This window comes from Salinibaculum salinum (assembly GCF_037645885.1).
Taxonomy (GTDB): domain Archaea; phylum Halobacteriota; class Halobacteria; order Halobacteriales; family Haloarculaceae; genus Salinibaculum; species Salinibaculum salinum.
The window spans coordinates 99,333-123,194 of the sequence record NZ_JBBENW010000005.1 but is presented as its reverse complement, the minus strand read 5'-3'; the positions used below and the strand labels follow the sequence as shown (position 1 = coordinate 123,194).

The 23,862-nt window shown below is 62.7% G+C and carries 23 protein-coding genes; 7 read left to right on the top strand and 16 right to left on the bottom strand.

From position 1 onward, the window contains the following. Positions 1-29: 29 nt before the first annotated feature. The 3 genes from WDJ60_RS06615 to WDJ60_RS06605 form a co-directional block, all read right to left on the bottom strand. Positions 30-1,142 (bottom strand): hypothetical protein, encoded by a 1,113-nt coding sequence (locus WDJ60_RS06615; protein WP_340099330.1) that lies wholly within the window; start codon positions 1,140-1,142, stop codon positions 30-32. Positions 1,143-1,240: 98 nt separating this feature from the next. Then, positions 1,241-2,515, bottom strand: coding sequence for a histidinol dehydrogenase (gene hisD, locus WDJ60_RS06610; protein ID WP_340099328.1), 1,275 nt, complete (start codon positions 2,513-2,515; stop codon positions 1,241-1,243). 38 nt (positions 2,516-2,553) lie between these two features. Next, positions 2,554-3,267, bottom strand: coding sequence for a J domain-containing protein (locus tag WDJ60_RS06605; RefSeq protein ID WP_340099326.1), 714 nt, complete (start codon positions 3,265-3,267; stop codon positions 2,554-2,556). A gap of 88 nt (positions 3,268-3,355) precedes the next feature. Here WDJ60_RS06605 and WDJ60_RS06600 point away from each other — a divergent pair, with 88 nt between their 5' ends. Then, entirely contained in the window at positions 3,356-3,727 is a 372-nt protein-coding gene (locus WDJ60_RS06600; protein ID WP_340099325.1) for a DUF5658 family protein, read from the top strand. A gap of 17 nt (positions 3,728-3,744) precedes the next feature. On the opposite strand, the gene WDJ60_RS06595 is transcribed toward WDJ60_RS06600, so the two are convergent. From WDJ60_RS06595 to WDJ60_RS06575, 5 genes are all read right to left on the bottom strand, one after another. Further along, a complete protein-coding gene (locus WDJ60_RS06595) occupies positions 3,745-4,758 on the bottom strand; it encodes an AI-2E family transporter (protein WP_340099324.1) in 1,014 nt (337 codons plus the stop codon). Between the two features lie 42 nt (positions 4,759-4,800). After that, entirely contained in the window at positions 4,801-5,688 is an 888-nt protein-coding gene (locus tag WDJ60_RS06590) for a phosphoribosyltransferase HisG-related protein (protein WP_340099321.1), read from the bottom strand. Between the two features lie 49 nt (positions 5,689-5,737). After that, the gene (locus tag WDJ60_RS06585; RefSeq protein WP_340099320.1) at positions 5,738-6,970 is read right to left on the bottom strand and encodes a hypothetical protein; all 1,233 of its coding nucleotides are present in this window, start codon (positions 6,968-6,970) and stop codon (positions 5,738-5,740) included. 96 nt (positions 6,971-7,066) lie between these two features. Further along, positions 7,067-7,900 carry an MBL fold metallo-hydrolase gene (locus WDJ60_RS06580; RefSeq protein WP_340099319.1) on the bottom strand — a complete coding sequence of 278 codons (834 nt, stop codon included), beginning with the start codon at positions 7,898-7,900 and terminating at the stop codon, positions 7,067-7,069. An 82-nt stretch (positions 7,901-7,982) separates the two neighbouring features. Continuing rightward, positions 7,983-8,378, bottom strand: coding sequence for a YlbF/YmcA family competence regulator (locus WDJ60_RS06575; protein WP_340099317.1), 396 nt, complete (start codon positions 8,376-8,378; stop codon positions 7,983-7,985). 109 nt (positions 8,379-8,487) lie between these two features. On the opposite strand from WDJ60_RS06575, the gene dph2 reads away from it, so the two are divergent. The 3 genes from dph2 to WDJ60_RS06560 all read left to right on the top strand — a co-directional run bounded on the left by dph2 (position 8,488) and on the right by WDJ60_RS06560 (position 10,788). Beyond that, entirely contained in the window at positions 8,488-9,543 is a 1,056-nt protein-coding gene (gene dph2 / locus WDJ60_RS06570; protein WP_340099316.1) for a diphthamide biosynthesis enzyme Dph2, read from the top strand. A gap of 8 nt (positions 9,544-9,551) precedes the next feature. Beyond that, complete coding sequence (locus WDJ60_RS06565; RefSeq protein WP_340099314.1) at positions 9,552-10,106, top strand: class I SAM-dependent methyltransferase; 555 nt, start codon at positions 9,552-9,554, stop codon at positions 10,104-10,106. 61 nt (positions 10,107-10,167) lie between these two features. Beyond that, the gene (locus WDJ60_RS06560) at positions 10,168-10,788 is read left to right on the top strand and encodes an METTL5 family protein (protein ID WP_340099312.1); all 621 of its coding nucleotides are present in this window, start codon (positions 10,168-10,170) and stop codon (positions 10,786-10,788) included. Here WDJ60_RS06560 and WDJ60_RS06555 read toward each other — a convergent pair whose 3' ends face one another. Further along, positions 10,789-12,423, bottom strand: a complete 1,635-nt coding sequence (locus tag WDJ60_RS06555; protein WP_340099310.1) for a rhomboid family intramembrane serine protease — start codon at positions 12,421-12,423, stop codon at positions 10,789-10,791. A gap of 81 nt (positions 12,424-12,504) precedes the next feature. Between WDJ60_RS06555 and WDJ60_RS06550 the strand changes: the two genes are divergently transcribed. Continuing rightward, positions 12,505-12,834: a DUF5789 family protein gene (locus WDJ60_RS06550; RefSeq protein ID WP_340099308.1), complete on the top strand. Its 330-nt coding sequence runs from the start codon at positions 12,505-12,507 to the stop codon at positions 12,832-12,834. Here WDJ60_RS06550 and aglJ read toward each other — a convergent pair. Continuing rightward, a complete protein-coding gene (aglJ, locus tag WDJ60_RS06545) occupies positions 12,831-13,844 on the bottom strand; it encodes an S-layer glycoprotein N-glycosyltransferase AglJ (protein WP_340099307.1) in 1,014 nt (337 codons plus the stop codon). The genes WDJ60_RS06550 and aglJ overlap by 4 nt on opposite strands. Before the next feature lie 468 nt (positions 13,845-14,312). Here aglJ and WDJ60_RS06540 point away from each other — a divergent pair, with 468 nt between their 5' ends. After that, positions 14,313-15,041, top strand: a complete 729-nt coding sequence (locus tag WDJ60_RS06540; RefSeq protein WP_417750438.1) for a helix-turn-helix domain-containing protein — start codon at positions 14,313-14,315, stop codon at positions 15,039-15,041. Between the two features lie 115 nt (positions 15,042-15,156). On the opposite strand, the gene WDJ60_RS06535 is transcribed toward WDJ60_RS06540, so the two are convergent. The 5 genes from WDJ60_RS06535 to WDJ60_RS06515 all read right to left on the bottom strand — a co-directional run bounded on the left by WDJ60_RS06535 (position 15,157) and on the right by WDJ60_RS06515 (position 20,285). Then, positions 15,157-15,897, bottom strand: coding sequence for an ABC transporter ATP-binding protein (locus WDJ60_RS06535; protein WP_340099304.1), 741 nt, complete (start codon positions 15,895-15,897; stop codon positions 15,157-15,159). Beyond that, positions 15,894-16,670, bottom strand: coding sequence for an ABC transporter ATP-binding protein (locus tag WDJ60_RS06530; RefSeq protein ID WP_340099302.1), 777 nt, complete (start codon positions 16,668-16,670; stop codon positions 15,894-15,896). Before WDJ60_RS06530 ends, WDJ60_RS06535 begins: the two co-directional genes overlap by 4 nt. After that, positions 16,671-17,882 carry a branched-chain amino acid ABC transporter permease gene (locus WDJ60_RS06525; RefSeq protein ID WP_340099300.1) on the bottom strand — a complete coding sequence of 404 codons (1,212 nt, stop codon included), beginning with the start codon at positions 17,880-17,882 and terminating at the stop codon, positions 16,671-16,673. Then, on the bottom strand, positions 17,879-18,835 hold the full coding sequence (locus WDJ60_RS06520) for a branched-chain amino acid ABC transporter permease (RefSeq protein ID WP_417750441.1): 957 nt from the start codon (positions 18,833-18,835) through the stop codon (positions 17,879-17,881). Before WDJ60_RS06520 ends, WDJ60_RS06525 begins: the two co-directional genes overlap by 4 nt. 139 nt (positions 18,836-18,974) lie before the next feature. Then, on the bottom strand, positions 18,975-20,285 hold the full coding sequence (locus WDJ60_RS06515) for an ABC transporter substrate-binding protein (RefSeq protein ID WP_417750440.1): 1,311 nt from the start codon (positions 20,283-20,285) through the stop codon (positions 18,975-18,977). A gap of 614 nt (positions 20,286-20,899) precedes the next feature. Between WDJ60_RS06515 and WDJ60_RS06510 the strand changes: the two genes are divergently transcribed. Then, the gene (locus WDJ60_RS06510; RefSeq protein ID WP_340099296.1) at positions 20,900-22,810 is read left to right on the top strand and encodes a DEAD/DEAH box helicase; all 1,911 of its coding nucleotides are present in this window, start codon (positions 20,900-20,902) and stop codon (positions 22,808-22,810) included. On the opposite strand, the gene WDJ60_RS06505 is transcribed toward WDJ60_RS06510, so the two are convergent. Then, entirely contained in the window at positions 22,802-23,860 is a 1,059-nt protein-coding gene (locus WDJ60_RS06505; RefSeq protein WP_340099295.1) for a radical SAM protein, read from the bottom strand. The two genes, WDJ60_RS06510 and WDJ60_RS06505, sit on opposite strands and share 9 nt — an antisense overlap. Positions 23,861-23,862: the final 2 nt, after the last annotated feature.

Sequence of the window (23,862 nt, the reverse complement as noted above, 5' to 3'; positions counted from 1 at the left end):
TAACTGTTTGCACCGAAGAGACTGGTCAGTCAGGCGAAGGCCATTCCACCGCCGCCGTCCGACTCGAACCCCGGCTGTCTGCCGGTCAGTCCCAGGAGGAACGACGAGACGAGTTCGCTGACGATCGGCGTAATCGTCTCCACGTCGACTTCGTTTCGGACCGTGACAGTCGTCCCGGCCGTGGATATCTCGGTGCTCTCGATGAACTCCCTGGCCTGGGGATCCTCGGCCTCCTCTTCGGCGAGTGCAAGTTGCCCCTCGAAGAACGTCTCGATGTCCGAGGCGTCCTGCTCCGAACCGGCCTCCATCTTGAACTCTGCACCGCGTACGTCGCCGTCGGCGTAGACCGACCCCGAAACGTATCTGATGTTTTCGACGGTCGGCTCGGCGGCCTCTGCCTGGCCGCTAGGGAGGTCTTCCGGCTCGATGTCCATCGCGAACTTCGCGTAGTCGCCGCTAGCCGCGTCCCAGGCCGAGCGGGTTTCGCCCGAAATCGGGTCTGCGTCGCCCGCCCGAACGTCGATGACATCGTGGGCGGCACCCGCTCGACCGAGGACTACGGTGCCGTCTCCGAGGATCGCGACGCGCTCTGTCGAGTCGTCGGTATCGTCGTTGACGTACACCGTCGTGCCGTTGTACTCCTCTGTCTGGATTTCGGTGTCGTCATCACTGTACTCCTCGATGAGTTCCGTGATCTCGCTTGCGCTCCAGTCGGTGTAGGTGAGCCAGCCGACGTAGTCGCTCTCCCCGTCTTCGTCTGTCTCCCCGAACAGCACGACTTCGTTTACGTTCCGTGGGTCTACGTCTCCCTCTTCTTCGATCATGTCGAGTGCGCCCGACACTGTACTCGGCATCATCGACTCCTCGGTCGACTGTTCGGCCAGGGCGTCGTTGACGGCACCGCGAAGTGCCTGGTCGTCCAGTAGTGCGGTGACGCTCAGACTCATCACGAGATTTGCCCGGGCAGGAATGTCGGCCGCTACGCTGCTGGTACTGTCGTCACTGTCGTCGTCGTCGTTGCTCTCATCGCTGTCGTCGCTCATTAAGTCCGAACAGCCACTCAGACTCCCGACTGCAGCGACGCTGGCGAGTGTCGCTCCCGTCTGTAGTACGTCTCGTCGTGTAACTTCGCGGGGCCCCATACCAGAAGTGATTGTTCTATTATCAAATAATCATTGCGATACTAGAGGTATGCCTCAATTGGCTGCAGAGCGCGTGCCAAGTGTGTCCCAGTCCGAACTTAGTCGTCTTCGAATCGTTTATCGATGCTTTCGGCGTGCGCTTCGAGTCCTTCCGCAGTCGCCAGCCGAGTAATCGTCTCCCGGAGGTCACCGAGTGAGTCTTGGTCGAGACGCTGAACGGTCGTCGACCGGAGGAACGTATCGACGGAGAGGCCGCCGACGAGTCGGGCCTTCCCGCCCGTCGGGAGGACGTGGTTTGGACCGCTGGCGTAATCGCCCGCGGCCACCGGACTGAACCCACCGAGGAAGACCGAGCCAGCGCTGTCGATACGGTCGAGCAGCGCCTCTTCGTTGTCGGTCTGAATCGCGAGGTGCTCGGCCGCGTACTCCTCGGCGAAAAGCGTCGCCTCGCTCATCGAGCGTGCGAGGAACACGCCGCTGGCGTCGTTGTCGAGTGCACCCCGGATGACCTCCGTCCGTTCGCGTTGGGCTGCCTGCTGTTCGACGGCATCTGCGACGGCGGCGGCGAGTGCGTCGTCGTCGGTCACCGCCACGACGGAGGCGTCGGTGTCGTGTTCTGCCTGTGCGACGAGGTCCGCAGCGACCAGTTCCGGGTCGGCCGTCTCGTCGGCGATGACGAGCAGTTCGCTCGGGCCGGCCAGAAAGTCGATTTCGACGTCTCCACGGACCTCCGCCTTCGCTGCGGTCACCCACCGGTTTCCGGGGCCGACGATGGTGTCGACGGCCGTGACGGTCTCCGTGCCGTACGCGAGCGCGGCGATGGCCTGCGCGCCGCCGACCTGGTAGACGGCGTCCGCACCAGCGACGTCGATAGCAGCGAGCGTGGCCGGGTTCAGCTGGTCCGCGGGTGGGGTGGCGACGGCGACGTGTTCGACGCCGGCCACCTTCGCTGGGATGATGCCCATCAGTGCGCTGGATGGGTAGGCTGCGGTCCCGCCGGGCGCGTAGACGCCGGCACTCTCGATCGGTCGGTAGCGCCGACCGAGCTCGCGGCCGTCGAACTCCTCGCGCCAGTCGTCAGGGTGCTGGCGCTCGTGGAACGCACGAATGTTCGCAGCGGCTGTCTCGATGGCCTCAAGGAGATCGTCGTCGACGCGGTCGCGTGCGCGTTCGACTTCGTCGGTAATCTCGATGTTACCCACGTCGACACCGTCGAACTCCGCGCTGCACTCGCGGAGTGCAACGTCGCCGCCCTCCTGAACGCGACCGATGATATCACGAACGTCCTCACGAACCGCCTCGACGCCGGCATCGCGCTCGAACAGCGCGCTCCGTTCCCCGGGGTCGAGGTCGGCAACCTCGCGTACTTCCATACCGTTCTGTATCGGTGGCGCGTACAAACGGCTTGTCCTTACGAATAGAGTTCCGAGATGACGTGCAGTACCGAGACGAAGAGCGTCATTCCGACCAGCGCCACGCCCAGGAGTAGCGTCGGCCACGACAGGTCGACGTGGGTCGCTATCTGGGAGAATGCGAGCCAGGAGGTCGCGGCGGCACTGCCGACGAAAATCACGTGGACGAGCAACCACGGCCCGACCGATCGGAGCGCAGCGAGCAGGTTCCGCACCGTCGAACGGTTCCCGCTGCCAACGTCGGTGTCTGCCCGCTGGTACGTCTGTGATGCCCGTTGCCACTCTTCGGCGGTCGCAGTCGCACCGGCGGCGCGTGCGTGTTGTCGGCGTCGTGTGCGCTGCTTCCCGGGCGTATCTTCGCCCAGCCAGGCGGTCCGGTCGTAGCCGCCGTCGCTCGCGCTCCGGGCTGTCTCCGTATCCGTCTTCGAGCGCTCTGTGGCGTCAGACTCCTGTTCCGGTGAGCTTTGCCAGGCGGACGACTCGACGTGCTGGCTGACGTACTTGGCGTGTCCCAGCCGGTCGTACCGCTGTCGCTCGTCGCCGTCTACGAGCACGTCTCGGGCGGTCGTCAGCCGCTTGAACTGCTCGGGTGCACCGGGGTCGTCGCTCACGTCCGGGTGATGTTCTTTGACCTGCTCGCGGTAGGCCCGGCGTATCGTCTGTCTGTCCGCGTCGCCGTCGACGCCGAGCACGCTGTAGAAGCTCTCACCCATACGAGCAGTACCGTAGCGTACAACGGTCACTGTCAAGAATCTGTGGGCGTACCAAGGTTCAGGACGCTGGCGACCGTACGACGATACGATGCAATCGAGCGGGGATCGCCAGCAGCCGCTGTTCACGCTCCGACGCACACGTCGGATGACTCGCACTCACGCAGCGCTGTGGACGCTCATCCTCGCTGCGACCGTGGCTGATATCCTCCTGACGATGGTCGGTACCGCTTGGGGGCTACAGGAGGGGAACGTTGTCGTCCGCGCGATGATGGGTGCGTTTGGTCCTGCTGGACTCTGGCTGGTGAAGTTCGCCGCGATGGTCTGGCTCGTCAGTGGCTGGGCGGTTCTCTCCGACCGCAACGCCGCAATTTTCCTCGCGCTCTTTGCCGCTGTAACCGTCTCCGTCACCGTCTACAACGCCGTCTTGCTGGTCGACACTGGCGTCGTCGCGGTGTCGTGACTGGCTTCGCGCGTCGTTCACTCGCTGTGGCTCTCCACCGTCTCTGAATGGCTGCTCTCTGCGAGCAGGTTCGTGAGCGCAACGACGATGGCCAGCACGATCGGCCCGACGATGAACCCGACCACGCCGATAGTCAGGCCGCCACCGACGAAGCCGACGAAGTACAGCGTTTGCGAGAGCCGTTCGGGATCGCCCAGCCGGAAGCGGACGACATCGACGATGAGGTTCGGGAGTGCAATAAGAAAGACAGCGCCGAGTGTCGCGATAGCGACGAACATCACTAGCTCCCCCTCCAGCAGGTGAAACACCGCCAGTCCGAGTGCGAGTGGCGCGGCGCTGATAAACGGGAGCGTCCAGAGCACCGCGCCGACGAGTGCGAGGATAAACGGCAGCTCGTAATCCAGGAGGAGGAACACGCCGAGACCGGTACCATAGGTCACGACACCGCCGACCAGGACGAGCACGTAGTGACCGAAGAGAACTTCGCGGATGCGTCCGTGCACCCTGTCGATGACATCGTGGTACATCGCCGGAATCGGACCGAAGACGAGCGAGCGGAGGCTGTTGTAGTAGTACAGCAACGCGAAGACGACGAACGCGTAGACGACGAACTTCGCGGAGTACACCGACATCTGCTGGGCAGCGACGACGGCGACGCGCGAGACGTTCGGGGTGAGCGCTTCCTGAAGCGGCGTCAGGTTGAGTATGACCGTCTCGCTCCCGACCGTCACCGGTATCGAGGTGTCGAGCGCCGCGATTCCGTCGAGGAGCGCGTCGCGTCGCACGTAGAGGACGAACACGAACGGCACAATCAGAGCAAGGCTCGCCACGACGCCGGCGAGTGTCACGAGTATCGCACTCCAGTAGGACGGGACGCCGTGCCGTATCGTCCACTTGTGGGCCGGCAACAGCATGTAGCTGGCGGCGATGGCGACCAGAATCGTCATGATGACGCGGGAGAGGACGAGCGCGGCTATCGCTGCGATGACGACACCCAGCCCCACGAGGACGGTCCGGCGTTCACTTGCCACAGCGGCAAATCGGCACAGTCCCGCTAAAAGCTTCCTATCGTGTCAGAAAAGAGGTTGTTCGATGCTGCGTTCGAACAGCGACGCGACGGTCCGAGTGTGTTCGTCGACTTCGGCCGTGTTCTCCAGCAGGACCGTTTCGCTGGGAAACAGTTTCTCTCCGAGAACGAGTCCGTTGTCTCGCGCGGTCGAGCCCGTCACTGTCAGGTAGACGCCGATACCCGTCTGTGCGATCGATGCTTCCTCTTCGATTCCCTCGACGGGATAGGTGAAATCGATACCGTCGAGCGCCTTCGTTCCGAGGACTGCCTCGACGAGCCGTTCGTATCGCGGTGAGATACAGAGTTCTCCCTCGTATTCCTCGACGAACGAGCGATCCAGTTCCCCGCTCCCTTCGAGTAGTTCCGGCGTCGCGAGCAGCGTATGATACACCGTATCGCCGAGTCCGTCGACGATTCGGACGTCCGTATCCAGCGGGTCGATTCGCTCGTTTGCGGCCTCGAGTCCGTCGATGGGGTCGTCACTGAGCTGGACGACCTCTTCGAGCACGAGGTCGGCGCTGTCGAAGCCGAGCGCAAACTCGTGGGTGCGCAGCGCGCGGAACGGCTCTTCCCGGCCGACCAGCTGAACGTCGGTCTCCCCGGCCGGAACGGTGACGCTGTCGAAGACCACTCGTCGGGGCATCCCTTCGCGGTCATCGCGCAAGAGCGTGTACTCTGGCTGTGTCGGGTCCGAGAGGGTACTATACTGCGCCAGCCGCTCGTAGACATCACTATCGGCTTGCTGGTTGTCCTTCGTAATCGCTTTCTCGTACCGAAGCGTCGAGATGATATCGTCGGCGGTCTCCTCGAACGGGACACTCTCAGCAAGTGCTTCCAGAACACCTTCCAGTGGTCGCCCTTTCCTCGGAACGGCCACCCGCACGGTCGTCATTGACGGAGACGAATGTACCGGGAGACAAAACAGACCCGGTTTCGAGACGCTAGCCGCCGAAGGTCGATTTGATCTGCTCTTGCCACTCCTGGAGGTCTTCGAGGTTCTCCTCGATATCTTCCAGTCGACCGGCCACGTCTCCATCGGTCACTTCCTTCTCCAGTTCGCCGACACTCGCTTCGACGGATTCGATCGATGCTTCGAGATCCGAAACCGTGGATTCGACGTCTGCAACTTCCTCGCCCATGTTCTCGACGTCTTCGCTCATCGCCTCGACTTCGGTGGACACGTCATCCATCTCGGTCCGGACTTCCGACACCGTTTCGCTCGTCTCAGAGAGTTCCGACTGGACTTCGTCGAGCGACCGGTCGAACTCCTCGAGCTGTGACTCGAAGTCTCTGATGAGCTGATTGCCGGTTCCGTTCTCTTCGAGGAACTCCTCGAGTGCGTCCGTGTACGCGCGCAGGTCGGCGATATCGCTCTGGAGTTTCTCGACCCGCGCGTCGTGTACGCCGTCGGTCTCGTCCCGGTCTGAGAGCTTGTCGATGGCCCGCTGGACGAGTTTCAGGTCGTCGACCGGCACGTCGTTCTGGCGAATCTCGTTTGCCATCGCGCGGACGACCGAATCACCCTCGATGTTCGCCGCTACCGGCTCTGTCCTGTCTGCATCACCGCCTTCGACGTCATCGCTGGCACCGCTGTCGGCAGTGACCATCGTTTCGCCGTCGGGTGCGTTCGGGTCTTTGAGGTCGAGCGTATCTATCTCCTCGTCGGTGTCGTCATCCTCGTCTTCGAGTCCGGGAACCGTTCCCTCGCCCGAAATGACGTCTTTGACGATGTCGTCGCCGCTCTCCGGGACGATGTCCTCGGCACTGGCGCCGGAATCAGAGTTACTGTCGACCGTCTCGCCGTCGGGGAGTGGCGGGTCGACTTCCTCGATGACCGGCTCGGTCAGGAACTTCTCGACGTCGTCGGCCCCGGTTGCACGAATCCCGTAGACGGTCGTGTATTCGGAGTTCCCCTCGAACTCCCGCTCGAAGGTGATCTGCTTCTCGTCGATGGTCCAGAACTCGCTGCCGTACTCGGGATGGAATCCGAGGTCTTCGACGGCCACGCTCTCGGGCACCTCGTCAGAGAGCGTGACGGCGACGGTCTCGTCGCGCTCGGTGACGAACTCGAAGGCGATGGCTGGCACAGGAAACTCGTCTTCCTCGAACCGCTTGGTCACGGACACCCCGTCGGAAGAAACCCCGACCTCCTCGTATGCCTGTGAATCACTCATGGTACATTGTGCGTTCAGCGACGGTATTAAAGCTATTTACTGTTACTGAAATTACGAAATACATTTCAGGTGGAAATAGTTCCGCTGACGAGGTGGTTACACGTCGAATCGGTCGCCAATCTCGACGACGTTCAGACGGCGGGGATACTCGAAACTCCGAACGTGCTCGTGGAGTGCCGCCGGGTCTGCCGTCAGACCTTTCCACATGTCCCAGTGTGTCGGCACGAGCGTATCGACCTGGAGTTCGTTCGCCGCCTCGACGAGCATGTTCTCGTCGTTGTACCACTTCGTGTACTTCGGTTTGCGCGTCTGTTTGTCCGGAATCATCCCCGCGCTACCAAAGGCGAGGACGCCGACGTCGATGTCGTAGTCCTCGCCGACCTCCTCGAAGTCGCCAGGTCTGGCGTCGCCAGCGTGGAAAAAGGTGCCCGACTGGTGCTCGATGACGTAGGAGACGGGGTGGTCGGCGTCGGGGTCGTTCGCCGGTTCGACGTGAATCGTCAGGTCACCGATTCGGACGGCGTCGCCTTCGCTGACGCGTTCGAGCTGTCCCGATTCGATCTCCCACTCGTCGAGCCAGCCTGCTTCGCGCACAGTGTCGATGCTGGCGTCGGGGCCGTAGAAGTTCGCGTCCGTGCCTTCCAGAAGCGGTCCCTGACTCGGGCCGTCGACGTGGTCGGAGTGTTCGTGCGTCGCGAGGACGGCGTCGGCCTCTGCAACGTCCGTCGGGTCGAACGGCACCGGAATCATCCGAACGGTTCGGGGTGGGTCGCCAGTGTTGAGATAGGGGTCGATAAAGAGCGTCGTCCCGCTGGAACTCTTCAGTACGAAGCCGTTGCAGCCGAGATACCAGACGGCAATCCCGTCGGGGTCGGCGTCTTCGACGGCACGGGGCAGCCAGTCGCCCCAGTCGGAGTGGACAGGGTCCATGTGTCCCGGTGCGCGCGGCCGGGGCTAAGGGGTTTCGGACGTGACCGAAAACGCGAGTGTGACGACGGGACAGCTGACAGTCTCAGTCGTTACAACAGCCGCCGGCCTTCTCGCCGAAGTCCACGTCCAGCGGTTCGCTGATGTGTTCGTTCAGCGCCTGCAGTCGGAGTTCGAGGTCGTTCTGGGCCTGAAGGAACTCACTCATGACGGGAATCGAGTGGAGCTTTTCCTGGGCCTCCTGGAGCTGTCGCAGGTCATCCTGATCGGCCTGGCCGGTCTGGCGGGCCATCATGTACTCCTCGCGGATCTGTTCGAACTCCTCGATCTGTGCCTGGGCCTCCTCGTCGGCCTCGACGGCCTCTTTCTTCTCGCTGAAGGTCTGGTAGGCGGGCATCTCCGTGATGGCCTCGCCGAGTTCGCGGGCCAGTTCCTCGACTGCCTGGTCGCCGTCGGCGGGAGATTCGGTCTCGACGCTCATCACCGGGAATTGGACGTGAACGCCTAAAGGCCTGCCGATGGGAGGGACCGACTCCCGCGCGTACAACGAAGCGCCGTTGTTATACGCGCTCAGCGGATATAACTGTTCAATGAGTCAGGATACGACGGACAGACCCGAGGGCGACCTCAGAAACACTGGGATGAGCCTTCGTCACGACCGAGAGTGGGACTACGAACTCGACCGTATCACGGAAGCGGTCGACGAGCGCGACGCTGATACCGTCGGACTGCAGTTCCCCGAAGGCCTCAAACGCCGCGGACCGGGCGTGGCAGACGACCTCCGAGAACTCCTTCCCGACGGCGTCTCGGTGATGATCTCGGGCCAGCCCTGCTACGGTGCCTGTGACCTCGACACCTATCTGATGCGCCGGACGGACGTGTTCGTCCACTTCGGACACTCGCCGATGAAAGAGTCCGACAGCATCATCTACGTCCCGCTGTTCTCGAACGTCGACGTCTTCCCCATCATGGAACGGGCGCTCGACGAGGAACTCGCACCCCCAGAAGAGGACCCGGACGTTGGGCTGGTCACGACCGCCCAGCACATGAACAAGTTCGAGGAGATGCGCGAATACCTCGAAGACCGGGGCTACGAGGTCCACACCCGCCGTGGCGACGACCGACTGACCCACGAAGGGCAGGTGCTCGGCTGTAACTACGCCTCTGCGGAGGTCGACGCCGACCAGATCCTCTACGTCGGCGGCGGCAAGTTCCACCCGCTCGGACTGGCGATGGAACACCCAGACAAGAACGTCGTCATCGGCGACCCGGTCAACAACGTCGTCAAAATCGCGGACAACGAGAAGTTCATGAAACAGCGATACGCCTCGGTCCACAAGGCGATGGACGCCGACAACTGGGGCGTTATCTTCTGCACGAAAATCGGTCAAGGGCGCTGGGACAAGGCACAGGAAATCGTCGAGAACAACGAGAACGCCTACCTCATCACGATGGACGAGATAACGCCGGACCGGCTGACAAACTTCGGGATGGACGCCTACGTCAACACCGGCTGTCCGCGTATCACCACCGACGACGGGCCGCAGTTCAAGAAACCGATGCTCACGCCCGGCGAGTACGAGATTGCGATCGGCGAGAAACCGCTCGACTCACTCGAGTTCGACACGTTCCACGGAACCTGGTGACTGACTGCATGGGATTTCACACCTTCGACCCCGAACGCGCGGACCGCCTCGAGGACGCAACTCGGTTCCGGTTTTGCTCCCGCGAGGAACTACTCGGCCCGCTGCCCCGCGGCCCGGACGCAACCGTTCTCGACGTGGGGAGTGGAACCGGCTTCTACACCGACGAGATCGCGCCTTTCGTCGGTCGCGTCCTCGCACTCGACGTCCAGCGGGAGATGCACGGCAAGTACCACACCAAGGGCATTCCAGCGAACGTCTCACCAGTCACTGCCAACGCCGAGTCGCTGCCCCTGGCAGACGGCACTGTCGGAGGCGCGTTCTCGACGATGACGTTCCACGAGTCGACGACACCGGACGCGCTAGCCGAACTCAAGCGCGTCCTGACAGCGAGCGCCCCCTTCGTCGTCGTCGACTGGTCCGGAGACGGGTCCGGCGAATCCGGCCCGCCGGTCGAGGAACGATTCGACGCCGAGCGCGCGCGAGACCTCCTCACGGACGCCGGATTCACCGTCGAAACCGACGAAGAGCGCTCTGAGACGTTCAGAGTCGTCGCCCGCGCCTGAGGTGGCGATTACTACGAAGCATGGCCGAAGATTTTTGTATTAATTTCGGGTATTGGGAGTGATGGCAACGAAGAGCGCGCTGACCCAGCAACTCGGCGTGGTCGTCGGGTTCGACGACCCACGGGTGGACTTAGAACAGTACCGGACGCCGCCCGAACTGGCTGCTCATCTCGTGCACACCGCCGACCTGCAGGGGGATGTCGAAGGAAAAACGGTCGTCGACCTCGGCTGCGGGACTGGTATGTTGGCACTCGGCGCAGCCCTTCGGGGCCCCGAGTCCGTCGTCGGTCTCGATATCGACCCGGCACCGCTCGCGACCGCCCGCGAGAACGAGCGTCGGATCGCGACGGCCAGCGCGGTGTCGTGGGTCCGGGGTGACGCCACCGAGGCACCGCTTTGCCCGGACACCGAGACGACGGTCATCATGAACCCACCGTTCGGCGCACAACAGGGCAACGAACACGCTGACCGCGCGTTTCTCGCAACTGCCGCCGACATCGCAGACGTGTCATACTCGATTCACAACGCCGACAGCGCCGACTTCGTCGAGGCGTTTGCCGGGGACAACGGCGGCGAGGTCACCCACGCGTTCCGTGCCGAGTTCGACCTCCCGCACTCCTTCGACTTCCACGACCAGGAGCGACGGAATATCGACGTCGAAGTGTTCCGTATCGAGTGGTGACTACTGCTGGCGTTTGGCGATACGCAGCTCCGTCCCCCCGACAGACGCGTTGAGGTTCGTCGCGTTCCGCTCGAATGTGATGCCACCGAGCGTCGTCTGTTCATCGAGTTGGGGGAGTTTCCCGGTCGCGACTGTCGTGTTGTTTTCCGAGACTGCCAGCTGATAGCCGTCGTCGACCGGTGCGAGCGTGACTCGGCTCCCGTTGAGCACCGCGGGGACGCGCACCGGGTCGGCTTCGAACACCTGCGTCGCCTCACGGTCGGGTGGGTCGACGAACACCTTGTACGTACTTCCACCGTCGACGACCGACCAGCCCGAGCGGGAGACGACGACGGTTTCGCGCCAGCCAACACCACCGACCGGGACGCGGATGCTGCCGCGAGACTGAAGCTGTCCCGCAGGGACCACCGCTTCCCAGGCGTTGCGTCGCTCGCTGGTGACGATGACGCCGCTGGTGTTGACGGTCAGCGAGTCGCGCAGGCCCGGAATCTCGACGCCGGCGATGTACTGGTTTGGCACCTGCTCGGCGTACGTGACGGTGTAGTCTCGAATCTCGACGCCGGAGTCGCTTGCCGGCTCGGCGTCGATGGAGACGAGGTTGTACGGAACCGCGACGAGACTCAGCGCGAGAACGACACACAGCAGGACGCCGACAGCGGCCTCGCGCCGCGAGAGATCGATTCTCGGGACGAGCGGCCGATCGCGGGCTGCTAGCGCGAGTGCGACCACGCCGGCGAGGAGGAACATCGTGGCAGTACCGATACCACGGAAGAGGACGTACTCGGTGTTGCTGAGATACCAGTAGAAGGCGTACAGCGACTTCGCGACGACGAAGACGAGCGTCGCGAAATAGACCCGTCGGTATCCCGGCCAAGTGTCACGCGAGCGAACCAGCCAGAGACCGGCGAGAACGCCCAGGAGGAGGCCGAGCGCGTGTCCCTGGATGGCGATGTCGGCCCATCCCGGCGTGACGAACTGGGTGCGGCCGCGGGCGACGACGAGGGGATTCTGGAACGCATAGTAGCTCAGACTGACGACCCGCTCGGCGACGAGTGCGTACACTGAAGTGATGGGACGGGTGACGATTGCAAAGCCCCCGAACGCGAAGACGACACCCGAGAAGCCGATGAGTGCGCCCGGCGAGAAGAGGCTGGTCGCGAGTCCGACGAGAACGACGCCGACGACGAACAGCAGGATACGGACGAACGGGTTCGTGAGCCAGTTTCCAAAGGAGTGACTGCCGCGTCTCGTCGGGTAGTGACTCCAGGCGTACTCGGCGACGGGGGCGAAGACGACGGTCCCGAGGAGGTTACCGGTGACGTGGCCGTCACTCGCGTGGGCGAAGGCGGCAGTAACCATTCCCAGCGGGTAGCCAAAGGACCACGACCGGAAGCCGACCACGACCGGGCCGCCCTGCTGACCGCCACCCTGGAGGAGGAAGTAGACGGCCAGCACGCCGAGGACGCTGAGAACTGTGCCCCACGGAACTCCGAGGACGAACCGTTTGCGGAGGGGATCGAGCGGTCGATCACTCCCGTCCCGGCCACGGAGTACGAACGCCGAGAGAGCCAGCGCGGCCACGATGGCGAGCGGACTCAACCGCTCGATGAGCTCGATGGGGGCCGACGATGCCATGGGCGGAGGCTGTACCCGGAGTGGATTATGTCTGTCGGCAACCCGATGGCTTTTCGGGAGTGACGGTCCTTGGCCCCCACAATGGGAGTACGGCCACCGTCCGACGAGATGGACGACGAACCGGATGTCATCGAATTCGGCATCGCGGCACTGGATGCACGTCTCGAACAACTCGACGTAACGTTCCCGACGACTGCCGAGGAACTGGTCGCCGAGTACGGAGACGTGAGCGTTCCGGTCGACGCTGCTGGCTCCGAAATCACGCTGGCGGCGGCGCTCGAGAAGACGGCCCAACAGGAGTTCGATACGGAGCGAGAACTGCTCGACGTGTTACACCCCATCTTCGAAGAGCATCGAAAAGGTTCCTCGCGGGGATACCTGTCCCAACTGCGCGCACTCCTCCCCTTCTAGTCTTCCTGCGGTGTCTGTTCGCCGGCCGATTCGGGCGCGTCCGTCGCGCGTCCCGGTTCATGCGTCGCCTCGCCACGAGTGCCGTCTCGGTTGAGCTCCCGGGCGAGTTCCTGCATCTGGTGGGTCTGCTCGCGGTTGAGCGTCACGACGAGATCAGAGAGGACGCCGAACATCAGCAACTGGACGCCGAAGAGGACGGCGACGCCGGCGACGACGGCGATGACCTCGTGTGAAATGTTGCGCGTGACCCACTCGATAGCGACGTATCCCGCGAGTACGACACCGACGAGCGTACTGAGGATGCCGACGCTCCCGAAATAAAAGAGAGGATTGTTGGTCTTGGCCATCTGGTAGAGCGTGAGGAGGATGACCCCGCCATCGCGGAACGGCCGGAGGTTCGTCTCAGACTCGTCGGGGCGAGGCTGGTAGGTGATCGGGACCACGCTCGTACGGACGTTGTGTTTGACGCACTCGACGGCCATCTCCGTCTCGATACCGAAGCCGTCGGCGGTCAGGTTCAGCCGCTGGAACGAGCGGTACGTGAAGGCTCGATACCCGCTGAGTATATCTTCCAGGTTCCGACCGTGAATGAAGCGAAAGGCGCGATTGATGACGCCGTTCCCGATCTGGTTGAGGCGAGACATCGCGCCCGGTTCCATGTTCGCAAAGCGGTTGCCGATGACGTGGTCTGCCTCGTCCGCAAAGAGCGGTTCGAGCATCTGTCTGGCCTCGTCGGCACGGTAGGTGGCGTCACCGTCGACCATCAGCACGTAGGGCGAGTCGATGTACTCCATCGCCTCGCGAACGGCCTGTCCCTTTCCCGACCCGGACTGGACGACGACTCTGGCCCCGTGGTCACTGGCGATTTCGCGGGTGCCGTCGGTCGAACCGCCGTCGATAATGAGGACGTTCTCGAACCCCTCGGCGACGAATCCATCCACCACTGTGCCGATAGTCTCGGCTTCCTCGTACGTCGGAACGAGTACGCACACGTCGTCGGGGTCGACCATCGGCGCAACCTACGCCACTACCCCGGAAAAAGCTAGGTGATTAGTCGTCGTCCCGGTGTTCGCTGAGATGTTCCCACACTTCCGTGCAGCCACAGCCGTCTTCGACATCGTCGAGGTGGTCTGCCGGCGCGCCAGGTTCCTGTGACATAGTTACTCTCTTTCTGAGTAAATACACGCGATTAATAAATAGTTTCCCCTCGTGTCGACAGAACGGACAATCTTGCGCAGAGATTTCACGGCGAAGTCCAGTGTGGAACTAATATTATTTTTGATGTATGTTTTACTATTGACCATTGAACCACTCGGTTTGTATATCAACCTATTTTGAAAATACCCCTTCTGTCGGGCGGTTTAGAATCTTCAGAAAAATTCCTACGTGAGTATCATACGCGGATATTTCGGCTGTCTGAGAGAGGAACATTTAACAGACGGGCATGCTTGTTACTGTGCAACAACGGGGATTCAACAATGTTATCCATGGAAGTAAATATGGTACAGTACGACTGTCCATATATTGATACGACCGCGGACTACGACATCACCTTCTTCACGAAGCAGTGGGACTTCAACGCGGCAAAGGAGATGCTAGAGACGCGCATCATGGCGACGGGGGCGACCTCCCAGGAGCTAGACCGGGGTCTCGACGCTCTCCGCGACCATCCCAACATGCGCAACTTCGAGTTGCTCCGTCGGAAAGGTGAGAAAGCGCTCATCCGCTCACAGATCGGCGAGACGAGTGCGATGGAAGCGATCCGGGAGAACAACGGCTACATCACCGGCCCCTTCGAGGTTCGGGACGGCAGCGAGATGTGGCGGGTCGGCTTCGATAGCGAGGACGTCTCCCAGACTGCGCTGTCGGACCTCGACAGACACAACGACTTCACCGTCGAGTCACGGGAGTCGGTCGACCTCGAAGATTACTACGACGTGTTGCAGAACATCGAGGTTGCCGGCGACTTCCTCGACCAGTGCCGGGAACTCTCTCGCGTCGAGAGCGAGACGCTGACGAAGGCCGTCGAGGAAGGGTACTTTACCCGGCCCCGAGAGGCGAATCTCTCGACGCTCGCCGACGAGTTCGACATCTCGAAAACTGCCGTCTCGAAGAACCTCCGCCGCGGTCAGCGGAAGATTCTCGGCGAAGTCGTCGACGCCATCGAGGCTGTCGAACAAGAGCAAAACTACGGCCGCCAGCCCTGATGAGACTCTTTCTCGCCGGTCGCTCCCGTCCCGAGCGACAGCACTCGCCCTCCCCTCGACCGGTGCGACAGTACTCCCGCTGACCGTCGGGAGAACGAAGAACGAACGAGGCAGGTTACTCCTGGCCGCTGCCCTGCATCAGTTCCTGCACTTCGCGTTTCTGCGAGACTTCGTCGGGGTCACCGTGCTCGAATATCTCGCCGCGTTCGACGACGTACAGTTCGTCCACCATGTCGGGGACGTGCTGGACGTTCGACTCGGCGATGAGAACGGCGATACCGCGGTCGTTGATCTCCTCGATGTAGCCTTTCAGGCGCTCGACGATGATGGGCGCGAGCCCTTCGAGCGGCTCGTCGAGGATGACGAGGTCGGGCTTGAGCGCGAGCGCGCGGCCGATAGAGACCATCTTCGCCTGACCGCCACTGAGGTTCTCGACTTTGGCCTCGCGGCGGTCCGAGAGCTCTTCGAAGATGTCGTAGACGTCTTCGACGGCCTCGTCCTCGTCTTCGATGCCACGCTTGTCGCCGAGCGTCCAGATCGGCATCCGGAAGTTCTCGTCGATAGTCATCCCGGTGAACAGCTTGCGGTCCTCGGGCTGGTAGCCGATACCGCGCTGTGGGATCTGCTCGGGCCGGAGATCGGTCAGCTCCTCGCCGCGGAACTTGATAGAGCCACTGAGGATGTCGGACAGTCCCATCACGCTCCGGAACGTCGTCGTCTTCCCAGCGCCGTTCCGACCGACGTAGCCGACGGCACTCGACTCTTCGACAGTGAGGTCCACGTCGTAGGTGACCTGGAACCCCTCGACGGCCGAATCGAGGTCGGTAATCGAGAGCAGGGGGTCGCCGTTGCTCATTGTTCCACCCCCAGGAGGAGGCGGCGGAGTTCGTCGTCCGTTTCGAGTATCGACGGCGGACCTTCACCGTGGACCGAGCCCTGGTGAAGCGCGATGACACGGTCTGCGTACCCTCGCACGAGGTCCATGTCGTGTTCGATAGTCACTGTGGTCACGTTCTGTTTCTCGCTGACCTCCACGATCGTCTCGATGACGTAGTCCGTCTCCTGTGCCGAGACGCCGGAGGTCGGTTCGTCCAGCAGGAGATAGTCGGGGTCCAGCGCGAACGACATCGCCACGTCGAGCAGTTTGCGGTCTCCGTGTGGGAGTTCGTCGGCGACGGCGTCGGCGACGTCTTCCAGTCGGAACTGGTCGATGAGTTCCTCGATTTTCTCCTCGACTTCTTCGTGTTCGTCGTCAAGCGAGAAGAGCCCGCGAAGTGCGCTCCGCGGGGCGAATCCGCCCGTCATCTGTTCTTTGATGAGAATGGCAGTCCGGATGTTCTCTCGGACCGTCATCTCTTCGAAGACTTTGACGACCTGGAAGCTACGAACGAGCCCTTTGTGGACGCGCTCGTCGGCGCGCAGGCCCGTGATTTCCTCGCCGTCGAGGATGACTTCACCCTCGTCGGGGTCGAGCAGTCCGGTGAGGAGGTTGATGAGCGTGGACTTCCCGGCCCCGTTCGGGCCGACGATGAACACCATCTCACCCTCTTCTCGACCGAACTCGAGCGACACGTCGTCAGTCGCTACGATTTTACCGAACGACTTTCTGAGTCCTTTTGCTTCGAGCATCTACTTCACCCCCAGCAGGAGGATACGGACGTTCTTTGCAGCACGTTTCACCGCGTCGACGCTCCCGCTTGCGGCCTTGCTGAGCCACGGCCCGATGAGACTCGGGTCGTTTTTCAGGTCAACGCCGGCCTCGCGGACTTTGCCGCCGCGTTTGAGCGAGCCGACGACACCGCTCGGGAAGACGAAGACGATGATCAGCAACACGATACCGGTAATTAGCCGACCGATCTCCTTCGTCCCTCCGGGGCCTGTGAGCTCGAAGTCCGAGGCAATGTTCGCCAGCACTTCGAAGATGATGCCACCGATGAACGGGCCGGTGAGCGTGTTGAACCCTCCGAGGATCGCGATGTAGAGGATGTCACCGGAGACGAACACCTGCAGCGTCTGGTCGGGGCTCACGCCGGACGTGAAGAAGATGGCGTAGAGCGAACCGGCGACACCGCCGTAGAAACCCGAGATAATGAACGCTGCCCAGACGTACCGTTTGACCGGCAGTCCGAGGAATCGGGCGCGGGTTCGCTGCTGTCCGATCGCGTCGAGCGCGCGACCGAACGGCGATTTGGAGATGCGGAGCATCACCAGCAGGAGGACGAGAGAAACGGTGATCGTGAGCAGGAACAGAATGCTGTTCTCCAGATCGCTCCCGGTCAGCGCGATAGAGCCCAGTCGCGGGAAGCGTTCGAGAACGCTCATCCCGGGCTGGCTGGGTGCCAGCGCGTTGAGGCCGTCCGAGCCGCCCAGTTCGCCGATTCCGCGCGGAATCGAGAAGAGCAACTGCCCGAACGCGAGTGTCACCAGCGCGAAGTACAGCCCCTCGTGTGGGAGCGTGAAGTACCCGATGAGCACCGCGACGAGCGTCGCGGCGATAATCGCCATCGGAATCAGCACGAGCACCGACTGAATCTGGTAGAACTGAATCAGGATGGCCACGGTATAGGCCCCCGTCCCGAAGAAGGCCGCGTGACCGAAGGAGACGAGGTCGGCGTGGCGCAACAGCAGGTTCAGTCCCACTGCCGCCAGTCCGAGAACCATCCCGCGGTAGATCGGTCGCTCGCGAATCGGGAGATTCTCCGTCGACCGCGCGATGTCCGGCAGCGCGAACAGGATACCGATACCGACGAGCACGCCGAGCAACTGGAGCGGGCTCAAGACGAGCCCCTTCATCACTCTGATACGGAGTTGCCCGTCTTCTCGTTCGAGTCCGGGCGTCATGTCCGCTCACCCCACGTTCCGAAGAGGCCTTCGGGTTTGACGAGCAGGATGAGGACCATCACTGCGAACGGCGCCGCCGTCTGGAACTCGGGGTTGATGACGATCATCCAGTTTTCGAGAATACCGACGATAATCGCGCCGACGACTGCCCCGCGCAGACTGCCGAGACCACCGACGACGATGACGACAAAGGAGAGGACGAGTGCGGTCTCGCCCATGCCCGGTTGGGCACTGGTTCGGACGAACTGCATCGCACCCGCGAACCCGGCGAGGAACGACCCGAGCGCGAACACCAGCGTGAAGGTCCGGTCGGGACTCACGCCGAGTGCCGTCGCCATCTCTCGGTCGATTGCCGTCGCGCGAATGATACGGCCGGTCTTCGTTTGCGAGAAGAACCAGAACAGCGCGCCACCGACGAGCAGACTCACCACGATAACCATTGCCACCAGCGACGGGATGTTCCCGAAGCCGATGAGTTCGAACGTGGGGATGTCGTTGACCGCCTGCTGTGAGGAAAAGCCGATACCGACCGGCTGGCTCCCCCAGATGAGTTCGAGCAGGTCGGCAATTATCAGCAGGATGGCGAACGTCAACACCAGCTGATAGGTCTGTGACCTGTCGTAGATGGGGCGAATCAGCGTCGTCTCGACGACAGCCCCAATCGGGAGCATGATGAGCGCCGTCACCAGCGCAACCAGTATCAGCACCCCGACGAACGCGAAGGACATCACGGGGTCGAAACTGGTCGGCGGAGCCATGAGCCCCGACGACCCGATGAGGTAGCCAGCGACTGACGAGGAGATGAACGCTCCCAGCGCGTACAGCTCACCGTGTGCCAGGTTGAGCACGTCCAGAATCCCCAGAATGACCGTCAGCCCCGAGGCGATGAGAAACAGGACCAGGCCCCGCTGGAGACCGTTGATTGTCTGTTCGACGAACGTATTCGGTTGCAGTAGTGTCTGTACTCCGTCCAGGAAGCCACCCTGCAACACGAGTGTACTCGATTCCAATAATTCGATACCTAATGTCATAATTTTCAGTTTTTGAATGAATTGAAACTGCGGCGCAGAAATCAGCGCCACACGGGCGAACTTATTCCCAGGAATTGAGCCAGTCAGTCGAGGTGACTTCGTAGGCCGATCCCATCGGCGGCGGCGAAATCTGGGTGCCGGAGAAGATGTTGACGTCAGCGAGGATGGGTGCGTCGAGGTCGCTGTCCCACTCCATCACGCCGGCGTAGCCGTTGCTCCGGCCCTGGTGGTCCGCACACATGTTGTGGTAGCCACCCGGCGTGTAGAAGCCGTGCTCTTCGAGGACCTGCCCGATCTGCTCCTGACTCGGATAGCCGTCGAGTATTCTGATGGCTTTCTCGACTGCGGTCGCCCAGGCGGTGACGGCGCCGTACCCGCTCATGTAGTGCGCGGTCGGAACCTTGATGTCCTCCTGGTCGCGGGCCTCGTTGAAGAACTGGGTCGATGCCTCCGAGCGGTCGTTTCGGGGGACGCCCCAGTAGAAGTTCCGCGAGCCAGCGAGGATATCCCCTCGCTCGGTGCCGGTGACGACTTCCTCGTCGATGGCGTCGGCCGACCCGTAGTAGACCGGACCGACGGTCGTCGTGATGTTGTCGAACATGTTGCGCTGGAACGCCTGCGAGAGGAAGTTCGAGGCGTCGCCACCCCAACAACTGGAGAACACCACGTCGGGCTGCTCGTCGTTGATACGCGAGATGTGCGTCGAGAAGTCGCTCTCACCGAGAGAGGGGAAGCCGGAGTAAACCCGTTCGGCCCCGGTCATTCCCTCGATTGCCAGCGAGAAGAGCTCCATCTCGTCGCGACCGAACGCGTAGTCGGGGTTGACACCCGCGTAGGTGTCGATGTTGTCTGCGCCGACTCGCTCGACGACTTCGAGCGCTGCCGCGGTCGCCTCCATCACGTCGTGGTTCTGGAAGCGGAAGGAGTAGGTCGCGTCCGGCACGGTCTCTTCGTACAGCGTCGTCACGGTCCCGTCCGTGGCGATGTTGATGACTTCACTGGTCTCGATTTCGGGGGCCATCGATTCGTGGGTCCCGCTGGAAATCGGACCGAACGTAACGTCCTTGCCGTCGTCGATGAACTGCTGGTAGTCGTCGACCGGCGCTTCGCCCTCGTCGACCACGTCGAGGCTAACCTCACGCTGGCCGGCGATACCGCCTGCGTCGTTGATGCGTTCGACTGCCTTCTCTGCGCCTCGCTGTGCCTGGATGCCGAGCACCGACGCTGCCCCCTGCGTGAATGTTAACAGGCCCGCTTCGAGCGTCTCGGTCCCGACGTCGGCCGCTTCGTCTGCCTCTTCATCGCCGCCGAGCAGCGCCGAACAACCCGCGAGGGCTGCCGTCGCCGCGCCGACTGCGCCCGCCTTCAGCACGTTCCGACGGGTCGTGCTCCCCTCGGACACCGTGGCCCGCTCGGCTCGCTTCTCCGCCGCTGTTCGTTCGTTCGTTGCTGACTGTCCGTTCGTCGTTGAAGTCGAATCTTCCGTCATTAGTTGTCACCTGTGTCGGTTGTCGTCCCTGCGACGATGTCTGTCACGTCAACGGCCCGCTGGCCGCTGCGGCTACACGTCAGTTGTTCTCTCGTGGGGGAATAGCCCGTGGTTGATATATCAATAGACTTCGAGGGATGTTAACACATAAATGTGGTCCCGGCGGCACGACGCGCGTCCCGTGGCCGCGCTTCTTGTGCGAAGATAGAGTGACAGACAGCACCGCTGTGAGGTCTGACTGGGACGCACCCGATTATAGTAACAACTGATACTGTCGGACGTAAGCCTTTCAAGAATTTCGCCACCCCGGGGTGGCGAATATCTTTACGAAGTTACGTCCAACAGTATGAAACGATTTACACATCGACCGCACGGCACTCGTGCGGTCGTATGTGTAATGGCTTTCAGTGGCTACTATACCTCTCTGGGGCGGTTGGGAATCTGTCTGTGACCGTCCGAGCGCAAACTGTTACTGTCCTGGCTGCCAACGGAAGACAGTGACAGCGGAGGATTCTCCACCCCCAGATGTCGACCGTGCGGACGCGTTCTACGACGCACTGGAATCGATCGGCCGCCCGCTTTTGACCGCGACACAGTATGCCCGTCAACGCGACCTGACGCAGGCGGAGGCATCCGAGCGACTGCAACGGCTCGCCGACGAGGGCGTCGCCGAGCGCGTCGACCTCGCTGTGGACCCGACCGTCTGGTATCCCGGGAGCTGGCAACAGATGGCCGCCCGTGAACGGGTCATCCTCTTCCCCGAGCGCCGCCAGCTCGTCGTTGACCAGCCCGAACAGTTCACCCGCGCGCAACTCTCGCAGTTCGCCCATCTCGTCGACACCACCGGGAGCGGCGGGTACCTCTACGAAATCCGGCGAGAAGACGTCTGGCAGGCGCCCTACGATAGCTTCGAGGAACTGCTCGCGACGGTTCGGGACGTACTCTCCGAGCGGTCGGAGACGCTCGAATCGTGGCTCGAAGAGCAGTGGAAACGCGCCAACCAGTTCACGCTCAAAACCCACGAGGACGGCTACACCGTACTGGAGGCCGCCTCGGACGACCTGATGGGCAACGTCGCCCGCCAGAAACTCGACGACGACCAGCTCCGCGCGCCGATCTCCGAGAACGAAAGCTGGGTCGCCGAAGACGCCGTCGCGGAGGTCAAGCGGATACTCTACGAGGCGAGCTATCCCGTCCGCGACGAGCGTGACCTCGACAGCGGCGACGACCTGGCGGTCGACCTCGACCTGGAGTTGCGGTCCTACCAGCACGAGTGGGTCTCACAGTTCATGGAGACCAAATCCGGCGTCCTCGTCGGCCCGCCGGGAAGTGGCAAGACCGTCGCCACGATGGGGATTCTCTCGGCGGTCGAAGGCGAGACGCTGATTCTGGTCCCTGGCCGTGAGTTGGCGGGTCAGTGGCGCGACGAACTGCTCGCACACACCTCGCTGACTGCCGATCAGGTCGGCGAGTACCACGGCGGCGAGAAGAACGTCCGGCCCGTCACCATCGCAACCTACCAGACCGCTGGGATGGACAGACACAGACAGCTCTTCGACAGCCGCGAGTGGGGACTTATCGTCTACGACGAGGTCCACCACATTCCCGCCGACGTTCACCGGCGGAGCGCAGACCTGCAGACGCGGCATCGGCTCGGCCTCTCCTCGACGCCAGTCCGGGAGGACGACCGGGAGACAGAGATCTACACGCTCATCGGTCCGCCGATCGGGACCGACTGGGACGCCCTCTTCGACGAGGGATTCGTCGCAGAGCCGGAGGTAGATATCCTCTACGTGCCGTGGGGATCCGAAGACGCCCAGAACCAGTATGTCAGTTCCGAGGGACACGAACGCCGACAGCTTGCGGCGACGAACCCGGCAAAAGCCGAGGAAATCGAGCGCCTGCTCTCGACGCATCCCGACGAGAAGGCGCTAGTGTTCGTGGAGTACCTCGACCAGGGCCGGGAACTGGCGGCGCGGCTCGACGTCCCGTTCATCAGTGGCGAGATGCCACATCACCGCCGCGAAAAGCTGTTCGAGCAGTTCCGCAGCGGGAGTCTCCAGACGCTCGTCGTCTCCCGGGTCGGTGACGAAGGTATCGACCTGCCAAACGCCGAGCTCGCTATTGTCGCCTCCGGTCTCGGCGGGTCGCGACGACAGGGCGCCCAGCGGGCCGGCCGGACGATGCGTCCGACTGGACGTGCACGGATGTACGTCCTCGCGACGCGCGGCACGCGAGAAGAGGAGTTCGCGCGCCGTCGGATGCGTCACCTCGCGGAGAAGGGGGTCCGCGTCACCGAGCGCGACGCCGAGACGGTCGAGCCGCCAGGGGAACGAGAGGCGGATCCAGGGGAGGACTCGGACGATGAGATGTCGGACGAACCCGCGCCGACCGACGACTCAGGATAGCTGCTGTTCCGGGAGCGGCCCGTCGTACTCCGGCGGGACGTACGGACAGAGCGGGTCGCTCTCCAGCGGGTCACCCGTATACGCGTACGCTCGTGACCGACTGCCGCCACAGACTGCACGGAACGGGCAGGCCCCACATTTGCCCTTGAGGGAATCCGTCTCGCGGAGCGATTCGAACAGCTCCGAATCGCGATACAGCGACACCACGTCCGTCTCGCGGACGTTGCCGGCCGATTCGGGCAGAAAGCCCGACGGATACATCTCGCCGACGTGGCTGACGAACGCGAAGCCGTCGCCGGCGGTGATGCCACCACGCCGTCCCGAGTCGACGTCGTCGCGCTGCTGCAGGACGCGACGGTAGTGGGGGGCCTCGGTTGTCTTGACGGCAAAGTCTTCTGCCTCGACCACGTCGCCCAGCCAGTGCATCACGTCCTCCGCTCGGTCCGGCGTGACCGGGTCGAGGACGCGACCGCGGCCCACCGGGACCAGGAAGAACACGCTCCAGAGCACCCCATCGAGGTCGGCAACGAGCTCCCGAAGACCCGGCAGGTCGCCGACCGTTCGCTGACAGACGGTCGTGTTGATCTGCAGCGGGAGTCCCGCCTCGCGTGCGGTCCGTGCGGCTTCGATAGTCTGCTCGAAGGAGCCGGACTCGCCGCGGAAGTCGTCGTGGGAGGTTGCCGTCGCGCCGTCGACGCTGAGTGCCAGCCGTTTCAGCCCGGTGTCGGCCAGCCGCTCGATAGTTTCGGGTGTCAGCGACTCGGTCCCGCTGGGGGTCAGCGTGACGGTCAGGCCGATATCCGTCCCGTACTCGATGAGCTCTTCGAGATCGTCGCGCTTGCAGGGGTCGCCACCGGAGAAGACCACCAGTTGTCTGTCACCGAACTCCCGCACACTGTCCAGCAGTGCCTTGCCCTCCGCCGTGGTGAGTTCGTCGGGATGGCGGGTCTCTTGGGCGTCGGCACGACAGTGGTCACAGGTGAGCCCACAGGCCTGGGTGAGCTCCCACACGAGGACGAACGGCCGTTCGTCGGTGCCGACCCCGTGCATGG